The 12,075-nt window shown below is 48.7% G+C and carries 9 protein-coding genes; 5 read left to right on the top strand and 4 right to left on the bottom strand.

The features are described from left to right. The first annotated feature begins 195 nt into the window (after nt 1-195). The 5 genes from RWM02_RS07000 to RWM02_RS06980 all read left to right on the top strand — a co-directional run bounded on the left by RWM02_RS07000 (nt 196) and on the right by RWM02_RS06980 (nt 6,195). The gene (locus RWM02_RS07000; RefSeq protein ID WP_314070510.1) at nt 196-1,095 is read left to right on the top strand and encodes a biotin synthase; all 900 of its coding nucleotides are present in this window, start codon (nt 196-198) and stop codon (nt 1,093-1,095) included. A 711-nt stretch (nt 1,096-1,806) separates the two neighbouring features. Beyond that, nucleotides 1,807-2,979 (top strand): cation:proton antiporter, encoded by a 1,173-nt coding sequence (locus RWM02_RS06995; RefSeq protein WP_314070504.1) that lies wholly within the window; start codon nt 1,807-1,809, stop codon nt 2,977-2,979. Further along, nucleotides 2,976-4,250, top strand: a complete 1,275-nt coding sequence (locus tag RWM02_RS06990; RefSeq protein WP_314070502.1) for a citrate synthase — start codon at nt 2,976-2,978, stop codon at nt 4,248-4,250. Before RWM02_RS06995 ends, RWM02_RS06990 begins: the two co-directional genes overlap by 4 nt. A gap of 367 nt (nt 4,251-4,617) precedes the next feature. After that, nucleotides 4,618-5,493: a 3'(2'),5'-bisphosphate nucleotidase CysQ family protein gene (locus tag RWM02_RS06985; protein ID WP_314070501.1), complete on the top strand. Its 876-nt coding sequence runs from the start codon at nt 4,618-4,620 to the stop codon at nt 5,491-5,493. A 171-nt stretch (nt 5,494-5,664) separates the two neighbouring features. Beyond that, on the top strand, nt 5,665-6,195 hold the full coding sequence (locus RWM02_RS06980; protein WP_314070500.1) for a hypothetical protein: 531 nt from the start codon (nt 5,665-5,667) through the stop codon (nt 6,193-6,195). A gap of 167 nt (nt 6,196-6,362) precedes the next feature. Here the strand turns inward: RWM02_RS06980 and tsaD are convergent, their stop codons facing one another. The 4 genes from tsaD to RWM02_RS06960 form a co-directional block, all read right to left on the bottom strand. Then, nucleotides 6,363-7,361 carry a tRNA (adenosine(37)-N6)-threonylcarbamoyltransferase complex transferase subunit TsaD gene (gene tsaD, locus RWM02_RS06975; protein WP_314070508.1) on the bottom strand — a complete coding sequence of 333 codons (999 nt, stop codon included), beginning with the start codon at nt 7,359-7,361 and terminating at the stop codon, nt 6,363-6,365. A gap of 367 nt (nt 7,362-7,728) precedes the next feature. Then, nucleotides 7,729-8,532, bottom strand: a complete 804-nt coding sequence (locus RWM02_RS06970) for a toxin-antitoxin system YwqK family antitoxin (protein ID WP_314070499.1) — start codon at nt 8,530-8,532, stop codon at nt 7,729-7,731. A 497-nt stretch (nt 8,533-9,029) separates the two neighbouring features. Continuing rightward, entirely contained in the window at nt 9,030-10,358 is a 1,329-nt protein-coding gene (creD, locus tag RWM02_RS06965; RefSeq protein ID WP_314070497.1) for a cell envelope integrity protein CreD, read from the bottom strand. A 95-nt stretch (nt 10,359-10,453) separates the two neighbouring features. Beyond that, nucleotides 10,454-11,902, bottom strand: a complete 1,449-nt coding sequence (locus RWM02_RS06960) for a DKNYY domain-containing protein (RefSeq protein WP_314070494.1) — start codon at nt 11,900-11,902, stop codon at nt 10,454-10,456. Nucleotides 11,903-12,075: the final 173 nt, after the last annotated feature.

Here is a 12,075-nt window from a genome sequence, read left to right as displayed (position 1 = left end):
TCCCGTCGCCAAATTTCAAAGCGCCTCGTCTAAACGCAAAAATACGTCGCCTTATTGATTTTCGCTCAAATTTGAAACTAATCTATAATTTGTAAATTTGACCGCCAAATTTACAAGTCGAAGTATTTTGAGATGATTTTTGGGGTTGCGCAGATAAAATTTAGCGTAGGTTAGACATGTAGTCTGCCGAGCTAAATTTTATCAAGCTCCGCAAAAAGCGCTCAAAAGACAAGCCTTCAACAAAAAAGGAAAAATATGAAAACTATTATGTTATGCGCTATTTGCTCGGTCAGTTCCGGCAACTGCTCCGAGGACTGCGGCTACTGCACGCAAAGCGCAGGTATAAATGCCGGCATCGAAAAATACAAAATGAAAACCGCCGAGCAGGTAGTCGCCGAGGCTAAGATCGCGGCGGCAAACCACGCACTGGGCTTTTGCCTAGTCACCAGCGGCGCAAGACTCACGGACAAAAAGACCGAGGAGATCGCCCGCCTCGCGCGCGCCGTAAACAAAGAAGTCCCAAACCTCATGCTGATCGCTTGCAACGGCATGGCGACGCTACCGCAGCTAAAAGAGCTCAAAAGCGCGGGCGTGTTTAGCTACAACCACAACCTAGAAACCTCGCGCGAGTTTTTCCAGCAAATTTGCTCGACGCATAGCTGGGACGAGCGCTGGCAGACCAACATCGACGCCAAAGAAGCGGGGCTAATGCTCTGTACGGGCGGCATTTACGGCCTTGGCGAGAGCGAGGCCGACCGCGCGAGCCTGCAAGCTAGCCTAAAAGAGCTTGATCCGTTTTCTAGCCCGATAAATTTCTTTATCCCAAACGACGCACTACGCGTCAAGCGGCCGCCTATGGGAGCGGACGAGGCGCTAAAAATCATCGACGACACCGTCCGCGCGCTGCCTAGCGCTCGCGTGATGATCGCGGGCGGTCGCGAGAAAATTTTAGGCGAACGCCAATACGAGATCTTCGATCACGGCGTCTCCGCCGTCGTCATCGGCGACTACCTCACGACCAAGGGCGAGGTCGCTAGCCGCGATATCGCCGAGTTTAAGGCGCGAGGATTTAGCTTCGCGACGCTTTGCCACTGATGCAAATTTACGAGCGCGATTTTTGGCGGACAACCACCAAATTTAGCCTGCATTTTAAACGCATTTTAGTATTTTGGGTTTTTACTGTTTAGGCGCCGCGATTTGCCCAAATTCTAAATTTTACTCGCCGAGACCCGAATCTTTAAAACGCTAAATTTAGATTGGTTAAATTTAGCATTGCGCATTAAATTTAATCTTTCTTGTTAGGGGGAAGGGGCTTGAATTACGCTCTGCTAGCAGTTGCGAAGTGTAGCTGAAGCAAAAGAGTCCCTTTTTTCTTTTCTTTGGGAGAGGAAGGGGATTCTACTTACGAAGCGTGACCCCTTCCTCTCCCAAGCCCTCTCTAACACCACTGCACGTTAGAAGTGGCGACATAGCTTTTCTAACGCAAAGCGTCGCAAGTTTTAAATTTGAGTTTTCAAGATGCGGGTCTCGGCGACCCAAATTTACAAATTTGACTTCAAATTTGAACGTAAAACGATAAGGCGAAGTATTTTATAGAAACATTTTGCTTCGCAAAAACGCTACGCTTGTTTTGAGATGAATTTGAATGTTGTGCAGAAATTTTAAGTCAAGGCTAGACAAGTAGTCTGCCGCAGACTTAAAATTTCAAACTCATTCAAAGACGCTCAAAAGACAAGCCCAAGCAAGTCAAATTTATCAAAGAATAAAAAACCTTAGGTTATAATCCCTCATTTACAAAGGACTTTCTTGCAGGCAAACGGACTAAGTATCCTCATCGCGCTAGCTTTTATCATCTTTACGTCGCCGTATTTTTCTAAAATTTTACGCATTCCTATCGCGCCCGTGGAGATTATTTTGGGCTCATTGGCGGGGTATTTCGGCTTTATCGGGCACAACGAAATGTTTAAAATCGTGAGCGAAGTAGGCTTTTTCTACCTCATGTTTTTAGCGGGCACGGAGGTCGATCTCAAGCTATTTTTCACGATAGATAAAAAGATCCTAAAAACGGGCGTCATCTATCTGGCGATACTTTACCTGCTCTCGGCGCTGCTGACGTTTTCGTTTGATCTAAACCGCCTTTTTATCCTCATCGTGCCGCTGATGGCCGTGGGTATGATATTTACGCTATTTAAGGAGTACGGCAAAAACGAGGAGTGGCTAAACATCGGCATGCTCATCGCCTCGATCGGCGAGGTCATGAGCATCACGCTGCTAACCTTCGTCGGCGCGTATATGAAATTTGGCGCGGGTAGCGAGCTAGCGTTTTCGATCATATATCTTAGCGGATTTTTAGCCGCGGCGGTGATCGGGTACAAGACGCTAAACGTGCTGTTTTGGTGGTATCCGCAGCTGCGCGTCATCCTGATGCCCCACTACGACAACTCCGAAAAAGACATCCGCCTGTGTATGGCGCTGTTTTTCGGCATCATCGCGCTTATGCTTTATCTAAATTTAGAAATTGCGTTCGGCGCGTTTGTGGCGGGGACTTTTATCGCGACGTTTTTCGATCACAAAAAAGACCTCCCGCACAAGCTTGCAAGCTTTGGTTTCGGCTTTTTGGTGCCGACCTTTTTCGTCCACATCGGCTCGACGTTTAAGCTTAACGCCTTTATGATAGACGGGGTCGTGCGCGACGCGGCGCTGATAACGGGCGTCATGATAAGCTTTAGACTCGCAGCTAGCACGGTGTTTTTAAACATCTTGGGGCTAAAAAATACCGTCCTTTTCGCGCTTTCGCACTCGATGCCCCTAACGCTTCTAATCGCCGTTGCTACCATAGCCTACAAATCAGGCGGTATAAATGAAAATTTTTACTTCTCTTTCATACTAGCAAGCCTAACTCAGGCTATAATAGTCACGATATGTATTAAAATTTTAATGAGCTACGAAAATAAAAATTTGCAAAAGGAGCTAAAATGAGCGATACGGTTACGTTAACCGACAACAGAAACGGCAAAAGCTACGACTTCCCGATACTTCATGGCACCATGGGGCCCGACGTCATCGATATCTCGACCTTTTTTAGCGATACGGGGATGTTTACGTTTGACCGCGGCTACACCTCGACTGCGATGTGCAAGAGCACGATAACCTACATCGACGGACTAAAAGGCGAGCTGATGTACCGCGGCTACGACATCGCCTATCTCGCTGAGCACAAGACCTTCATCGATGTGGCGTATCTGCTGCTAAATAAAGAGCTGCCGAACAAAAAGCAATACGACGAATTTAAACTCGAGCTTAAAAAGCGTAGCTTCATCCACGAAGGCATGATGAAACTATTTGACGCCTTTCCGGACAAGGCGCACCCGATGGCGATCCTGCAGGCGGCGGTAGCGGCGCTTTCTGCGTTTTACTCCGACCATCTAAACATGGACAAGCCAGAAGAGTACCACGAAATGGCGATGCGAATAATCGCCAAGATCCCGACCATCGCGGCGTTTTCTTATAGATTTTCGCGCGGACTACCGATCATTTATCCAAATTTAGACCGCGGCTTTACGGAAAATTTCCTCTACATGATGAGGAGCTATCCGTACGAGCACGTAAATTTGCGCCCGATCGAGGTCAAGGCTCTTGATACGGTCTTTATGCTGCACGCCGATCACGAGCAAAACGCCTCCACGACGACCGTTCGCACCGTAGGCTCGACGCACGCGCATCCGTACGCATGTATCGCCGCTGGTATAGGCGCGCTGTGGGGCTGGGCTCACGGGGGCGCAAACGAAGGCGTTATCCGCCAGTTAGAGCAGATCGGCTCGGTCGAAAACGTAGATAAATACATCGCCCGTGCCAAAGACAAAAACGATCCGTTTAGGCTGATGGGCTTTGGTCACCGCGTGTATAAAAACTTCGATCCGCGCGCCAAGGTGCTAAAATCTATGTGCGATAAGCTATTTGACGAGATCGGCATAAACACCGAGCTTCTAAAAATCGCCAAAAAGATCGAGGAAATCGCGCTAAACGACGAGTATTTCATCTCGCGCAACCTCTACCCGAACGTCGATTTTTACTCGGGACTGATTTTAAAGGCGCTTAGCATACCAAACGATATGTTTGCGGTTATTTTCGTCATCGGCAGGATCCCGGGCTGGATCAGTCAGTGGATAGAGCTAAAAGAGCAGGAGAGTATAAAGATCGTGAGGCCGAGGCAGCTATACGTGGGCGAGACGAACAGGACGCCGAAATAATTTTAAATTTGGCGGCTTGTCTTTTTCCTTTATACGTCGTTAGAAATTTCGCCGAAGCTCGGTTACGTATTTCATATACGCGCCCTCGCTCGGCTCATTTCTGCCTCGTCTAAAGAAAAAATACGGCGCCTTGACTATTTAAACTAAGGTAAAAATTTATATTTTCAAGGTGCGGGTCTGGGCAACTCAAATTTACAAATTTGACTTTAAATTTGAACACAAAACGATAAGGCGAAGTATCTTGCGATGAATTTAAATGTTGCGACGAAATTTTCGACCAAAGATAGAACATATAGTTCGTCGAGGGAGAAAATTTCTAGCTTATTTAAAGGCACTCAAAAGACAAGCCTTTTTAAAAGAAACAAAAATGCAAAATTTAAACGAATTATTGTGTCTAGCCAAGCTTGCAGCTCTAAAAGCAGGCGACGAGATAATGAAATTTTACGCTCACAAGGGCTTTGACGACGAGATTTTAGCGGCTCGCTCAACTTTGCCCGAAAGCGCACGCAGCCAAAACTGCCGGGATTTCGAGGTAAATTTAAAAACCGATCATTCGCCCGTGACCTCGGCCGATCTCGCGGCAAACGCTACGATATTTGAAACACTAAAAAGCTCGCAAATCCAAATTTGCTCGGAGGAAAAGATTTTGGGCGAGTCCGCGCGAACGTTTTGGCTCATCGATCCGCTAGACGGCACGAAGGATTTTATCGAGGGTAGCGGCGAGTTTTGCGTCTGTATCGCGCTCATAGAGGACGGGCGCCCGGTTCTTGGCGTCATCTACGTGCCCGTTACCGGCGAAATTTATAGCGCGGCAAAAAGCGAACGAACGCAAAAAGAGCTTTATAAAAACGGCGCGTTTATCCCGCAAATTTTAGCCGCAAAAGAACATGCACCGCAAACGATAATCAGCGGCAAACGCGGCAAAAACGTAACGGCCGGCAAGCTCGCAACCGCCCTAAATTTGGACATCGCGCGGCTAAGCTCGGCGATCAAATACTGCCGTATCGCCGAAAATCTCGCGGGCGCTTACATGCGCTACTCGCCAAGCTCTATCTGGGACAACGCCGCGGGCGAGATGATCGCTGCGGGCGCGGGCGCAAAGATGATCGATCTAGCGACGCTCAAAGCCCCGATCTACGACGCCGCCTCGCTAAAAAATAACGAATTTATCGTCATCGCAAAGGATTTTCTAGCCCGTGATGAGGATGAAATTTTACGAGCGATAAAAGAGCTAAATTTATAAACCAAAAGGCGGCTCGCCGCATTGCAAATTTAAACGGCTCAAGTAAGTACATTGTATAGCAACGCCGAATTTAAGACCCGCTAGACGAGAGTCGATAAATTTCATTTAAAATTTAGCTAAAATCGTAGTCAAATTTCAAGCCCCAAGTCGCCAAACATTTAAAGGAAACAATTGTTAAAAATCATAAAATCAGTTCTTAGCGTCATTTTCCAGGCTAGAATTTTATTTATCCTTTTTTACTTTTGCGCCTTCGTTACTTTTGCACCCATGGCGTCTATCTTGGGCGCGCAGACGAGCCAAATAACGCTTTCTGCGCTATTTAACCCGCTCACGATACTATCTTGCGCATTGCTTGCCGTTTATATAGGCTTTAGGGTCGCAGCATATAAAAATCACGGCATAGATTGCAAAATGGACGCCGTATTTTTCTTCGCTTTGAGCTGGATATTTTTTATGCTGTTTTGCTTGGCGACGCTTCTTGCGAGCATTTTATTTTTGGAGGATTTTAGAGGCTTGCCGTCGCGAGAATTTTGCTCGTTACTTTTGGTGATGGCGATTTTTGCGGCATGGCGCACGCTTAAGAGCTCAGAATACAAATTAAGCGTATTTTACGAGCGAAAAGCCGGCGCAAAAACAAGCATAGTCAAAATCTTAATTTATTCAGTCTTAGCGTTTGCGGCGATTGTCGCGGTATTTTTTTAGTGAAACGATTTTAGATTCTATAAATTTGGCGCTTTTAGCTCATCATGCCAAATTTAGATTTGCCGTGCTTTATACTCGCTCGCTCGCAACAGCGCCACAAAAAGCTAAATTTGGGGTAATAATCGCCGAATTTGAGCCAAAAAGCAAATTTCAGCCAAAAGCCGAATCTAAATCCTCTTTAGCTCGCTTCTAGGACTAGCCTGCAGATCAAGCCCCGCAAACTCGCCGCGCAGGTATTTTTCGCGTCCGGCGCGCGCGATCATCGCGGCGTTATCGGAGCAAAACTCCAGCGGCGCGCAGATGAGCTCACAGCCGTATTTATCGCACAGAGCTTGCAAACGGGAGCGCAGATTTAGGTTCGCGCTCGCTCCGCCCACGACGCCAAAACGCTCAAATTTACGCTGGGCAAAGATCTTTTCCAGCTTGTTTAAAATATGCTTGCAAGCCGTATTTTCAAAGGCAAAACAGATGTCGGCAACGTCCTGTGCGCCGAGATTTCCGCTTTCGGCGAGCTTTTGGGTTTCGACGCGAACCTGATTTTTTAGCCCCGAGAAGCTATACGCCGTGCGCGCGTCGCCAAGCAGCGGCACGGTAAATTTAAACCTCTCGCGCCCGCTCTTTGCCGCATTTTCGACCGCTACGCCGCCCGGATACCCAAGCCCCAGCATCTTTGCGACCTTGTCAAAGCTCTCGCCGAAGCTATCGTCCATCGTGGCAGCCAGCACGCCGACAGCCCCGTCCGCGCCGATATCTAGCACCATCGTGTGCCCGCCGCTAACTAGCAGCACGCCCGTGGGCAGCCGCGCCTCCTGCGACAAAAATAGCGAATACACGTGCCCGGCGAGGTGATTTACGGCGATTAGCGGCACGCGCAGCGACGAGGCGAGCGCCTTTGCCATCGCGACGCCGCCCACTAGGCTCACGGATAGCCCGGGCTCGTTCGTGACGGCGACGGCTTTGACGCGGGGTAGTTCTGCTTTGATCTGCTCTAAAATTTTAGGAAGCGCAGCCGTATGCAAGCGCGCGGCTAGCTCCGGTACCACTCCGCCAAATGCGCAGTGCTCGGCGTCTTGCGAGATTTTTTTGTGAAATTTTAGCTCCAGCGTCTCGATATCGAGCAGCGCTACCGAGCTGTCGTCGCAGCTGCTTTCTATACCCAAAATCAGCCCGCCCGCACTGCTATGTTGTAAATTTTCGCTCATTTTATAAATTTTCCTTTTTTAGCGCATTTTACCGCTTTTTGCTTTTGCGGTTATAAATTCGGCCCGCTTCCTAGCAAAGGCGGCAAAATACGCGCGCAAATCGCTTGCCGTAAATTTGCGACGGACCCAAATTTGAGATTTTCAAGATGCGGGTCTCGGCAACTCAAATTTATAAATTTAATGTCAAATTTGAGCATAAAATGATAAGGCGAAGGATTTTTGCGTTTAGACGAGGCGGATTTAAATTTTACGATGGGAGCTACCTAGTCGGTAGTGACTGAGTAAAATTTAAATCCAACGACGTATAAACCAAAAAGACAAGCCGTAAAACTCAAAATTTCTCGTCTCTTATTATTTTCCCCCTCTCATCATACTCCCGCTCTATCTTATTTTCATAGTCGTTAAGCGACTTTAGTCGGCCGTTTGGATAAAACGTCTTTACCCAGATAAATACCGTGTCTTTTTGGTAGCTCGTGTTGTCGATTGCGCCGTTTTCGTCGTAGTTTTCGTAGTAATCCTCTTTAGGCCCCGAGCGCACCGTGATAAAGTGCTTTTGGCGGGGTTTGCCGTCGCTAGCGTAGGAGAAGTTATTGTTATCAGAAAAGATACCCAGCATCACATCGAATTTATTGCTCGATTTATATAGTCCCGCGACGTTGCCTTCGTCAAAAGCCTCCTTGACTTCGACGTTTATATCGTCCCACAAGCACAGCTGCAGCGTGCCACTATGCATGCCGTCCGCATGATAAAAATCTATCTCAATCCAGCGCTCTTGGCCGCTTTTGATAAATTTGACGATCTGCTTTTGCGGGTGATGCAAGGGCGGCTTGATATAGCCGTATAGCCTACCGTAAAACAGCGTCTCGCCCTCAGGCGTATAGATGCGCTCATAGACACTGTTTAGCTCTAGGCGGCTTTCCGGATCATACTCGCCCGTCCTTTCTACGTCGTAGCTAAACCTCATCTCCAGCTCGCCCGTTTGTTTGCCTTTTAGCTTTGGTCGCGGGGTAAATTTTAGCTCGCTCGGGGGTAAAATTTGAGCGTTTTGCTTCGCAGAGCTCTGCTTTTCGCCGCCAAATGCCTGCGACGAAGCGGCGAAGCTAAGCGCTAAAAATAGCGCAAGAAAATTTTTCATTTTTATCCTTTAAATTTTTGCGTCTTTAAAACGAGCGTGATTATAGCGTTAAATTTGTATAATTTTTTAAATTTTACTTGCCGAGACCTGCATCTTTAAGGTGCTAAATTTTAGTTTTGTCAAATTTAAGATTCTCTAAATTTTTTTTAGTTTTTCTTTTTCTTGGGTGGCGGAAGGGGTTTCTACTTACGAAGCGTCGCCCATTCCGCCCCCAAACCCCCACCAACCCCACTGCACGTGAGAGGTGGCGACACAGCTTTGCTGACGCAAAGCGTCGCGGGTTTTTAGTTAAATTTGAGTGTAACGAATTTACATTTTCAAGGTGCGGGTCTCGGTGACTCAAATTTACAAATTTGAGCAAGGGAAGTCGGGGTGAAGTATTTTTGCGTTTAGACGAGGCGGATTTGAAATTTTGCGACGGGAGCTACCTCGTCGGTAGTGACCGAGCAAAATTCAAATCCAACAAAGTATAAACCAAAAAGACAAGCCGCAAAGAGCTAAATTTTCAGCCCGTTTTCGTACCAATCTATCTTCCTGGTCAAATACATCACCAGCGCTATCACCGCAAATATCATAACGCTGCCCATTAAAAGCGCGTAGTCCTCGGACTGCAAGATGCCGTAGAGCAAGCAGTAGCTAACGGCGTGTACGAGCGCGATAAATACGCCCCATTTGCGCGCCCGAAAGATCGCCGAGCCGTAAAAAAGTATCGTCGCGCAGACGGCTGCGGCCGCGATGAGGTAGCTGGCTAGGAAGCTGATATGCTCGGAAAACGAAAGCACGAGCAGGTAAAACAGCACGTCGGCTGCTCCGATGAGTAGGTACTGGATCGGATGGATGCGGGCGCGGCTGTAAATTTCGCACAAAAAGATTGCCAAAAACGGCACCGCTAAAAACAAGATCGCGTAGGTCACGCAGCGCGCGATGAGCGAGTAGTTGTTTACGGGGCTGATGAAGCTAGCCTCGACGCTCTCTAGCCCCATCTCGCGCCTGCCGTCCATGATCCACGCCTGCGGGACGCCGGTGCTAAGGCCCGAAATCTCCCACTGCGCGTTAAAGCCGCTGCTAGTAACTTCACGCGATTTAGGCAGCCAGCCGCCGCTAAAAGACGGCGAGCTCCACGAGGATTTTACGTCAAATTTATTATCCTGCCCGACGGGAACGAAGCTCGCGCTCTGCCCGCCCTGCATAGATAGCGCGCCCGCTAGCTCAAAGCCGCCGTTTGCTAAATTTGCGGGTAGTTTGTAGTGGACGCTTTGGGCAAAGGGCGAGTATTTAGGCGGCGCAAAAGACTGCGCGAGATCCTGTCCGTTTGCTTTTAGTGCGGGAAACGCGGTAAAGGTCTTTTTGCTGCCCACGCCTAAAATCAGCGTCGCCTCGCCTAGCAAAACGTCGCTTTCTTTGATATTTAGCTGCTCGAAATTTAGCGGGGCAAATTTGGCTTTTAGCGCAACGTCGCCGTTAAAAACGGGCACGCTAAAGATACCGCGCTTTAGATACTGAGGATTTAGCTGGGTCGATAGCTCATAAGACTGCGGTGCTATCATGATCTGCTCGGTTGTCTGCGATACCGCCGCTACGCCGTTTTCGTTGTAGATCGCCGCTTGCTTTTTATACGGCACCGAGATCAAAACACCCTCGATCCTAAGCTCGCCGCCGACTGGCTGCATGATGGACTCCTCGGCGCTTCGCTTGACGTAGGCGCGGTCAGAGATCATCGAGCTGATGAAACCTAGCGGGATAAGTAGCAGCAAAAGCAAGACGAATATAATAACCGGCTTCGTCCAAAAGCCGCCTCTGACGCTATTTATGATTTTGTTTTCCATTGGATTTCCTTTTGATTTTTTTCACTGCGATTTTAGCCTGAAATCGTAATAAATCGGTAAAGGAGCCGGAAATTTAGAGCGAATTTGAGGTAAATTTAACCGCGTCGCAAGCTGCGCTTTTTAAGGTAGCTGTAAATCCAAGCTCCGAGCAATAAAACCGCCGCGAGGCAATACATATAAAAGGCCGCGCCGTTTTCATACTCCACGTCCTGCGCGGTAAAGACCTGCCGCGACATTTCGGGGTTTCGCGCCGCCTCGTCCGCGATCTGCGTCATCACCTCATCATCATGCACGTCTAGCGTGATCTTTCGCAGCTCGATGAAATTTGTCCGCTTATCCAGATGCCTGCCGCTGCGGCCCGTGACGTAAACGCTATGCGAGTAGAAATTTAGATAGTAAAATCCCGCGTCGTCCTTCAAAAGCTTCTCCGAAATCTGCCGCACGGCGCCTTTAAACGGATTGTCGCCCGCCCTTTTTAGCGCGCTTAGCCGGCTGGCGTCTGTGCCGAATTTATAATACGCGTACCAAAACGCGTCTTTGAGCCGGCCCTTGGCGCCGCTGCCGCGCGGACGATTTAAAATTTTATCCTTGCTTAGATAAAATATGCCGTTTTTGCTCGCAAACAGCATGTATTCTTGATGCCCGCTCTGAAAATTTAGCGGCGTATAGGGCTCGTTTGCGGAGTCAAATCTCTCGCCGTTCATTAGCACCGCGCCCGCCTTCGGATCGTAAAGAAACTCTATGCCAGCGTTTGGCTCCACGAGATACATCTGCTCGCTAGGGGTGAAATTTAGCCTCTCGCCGTCCGCATAAACGCTGCGTCCGTCGCTCAGCCACCGATCGACCTGGCGAAAGTGCGCGGGCGAACCGGAGCCGTCTTCGTGTATGATTTTTAGCCTTATCTGTTTTAGATTTTTTGCATCCGCGCCCGCTAAAATTTTACCCTCGTAAAAGACCCGCTCGCCGTCCGTGGCGACGTAAGGGCTCTCGGTCAGCGGCGATATAGGCGCGCTAGTATCAAGTCTAGCGTAGGGATAGTTGTACTCCTGCGGCCACTTGGAGAGCCCAAACGCATGGAAAAACACTTTATAAATGTAGCTTATCGCGCCGCCCATGCGCTGCGTGACGTCCGAGCAGAAGTAGCTCACGCGTCCGTCGCTGTAGTAGCGAGAGCCGATCTTTTGCGTGCGAGCGGGATCTAGCCCCGTCATCTTGCGAGCGCCGCAAAATACGTTACTAGCGTCCATACCGACGTTTGCGTAGGAGTATCTGCCGGTATCAAGCGCGCGAAAGCTCGCCGCGTCCGCGCCGCCCTCTAGCTCGTAAGGAGCGAGGTTCCAAGAGCGTAGATAAATTTTGCCGCCGATGTTGTAGTAATCGCTGCTACCGATCTTTTGCGCGCCTGCGGGCAGCTCGCGCGAGCTATCATACGCCGATAGTTCATAGATAAAAACGAGCGAGACGAAGAGCGGCGCGAAAAGTACCGCAAAGAGCAGCTTTAGCGCCTTTTTATCAAATTTGCTTAAATTATTCGCCTTTTTCATAAGGCAATTATATATCTTGCTAGTTTAAAACGTTAGAAATTTAAAAGCGTTTGCGGGGAAAATTTTAAAATTTAGGCTGCGGTAAATTTGACGGCGAAAAGCCGCGGGTAAATTTGGCGCCGAAATTTAAGCTCAAATTTACCCGCAACCGCGCGAAACCACGCAAGCTCCGC

Source organism: Campylobacter showae (genome assembly GCF_963515975.1).
Lineage (GTDB): Bacteria > Campylobacterota > Campylobacteria > Campylobacterales > Campylobacteraceae > Campylobacter_A > Campylobacter_A showae_F.
The sequence above is the reverse complement of the archived record's forward strand: the minus strand, read 5'-3'. Positions and strand labels throughout refer to the sequence as shown.

Bases quoted from the DNA above. Each gene is read 5' to 3' on its own strand.
- RWM02_RS06990 (WP_314070502.1), top strand. From the start codon at position 2,976: ATGAGCGATACGGTTACGTTAACCGACAACAGAAACGGCAAAAGCTAC.
- RWM02_RS06985 (WP_314070501.1), top strand. From the start codon at position 4,618: ATGCAAAATTTAAACGAATTATTGTGTCTAGCCAAGCTTGCAGCTCTA.
- RWM02_RS06970 (WP_314070499.1), bottom strand. From the start codon at position 8,532: ATGAAAAATTTTCTTGCGCTATTTTTAGCGCTTAGCTTCGCCGCTTCG.
- creD (WP_314070497.1), bottom strand. From the start codon at position 10,358: ATGGAAAACAAAATCATAAATAGCGTCAGAGGCGGCTTTTGGACGAAG.
- RWM02_RS06960 (WP_314070494.1), bottom strand. From the start codon at position 11,902: ATGAAAAAGGCGAATAATTTAAGCAAATTTGATAAAAAGGCGCTAAAG.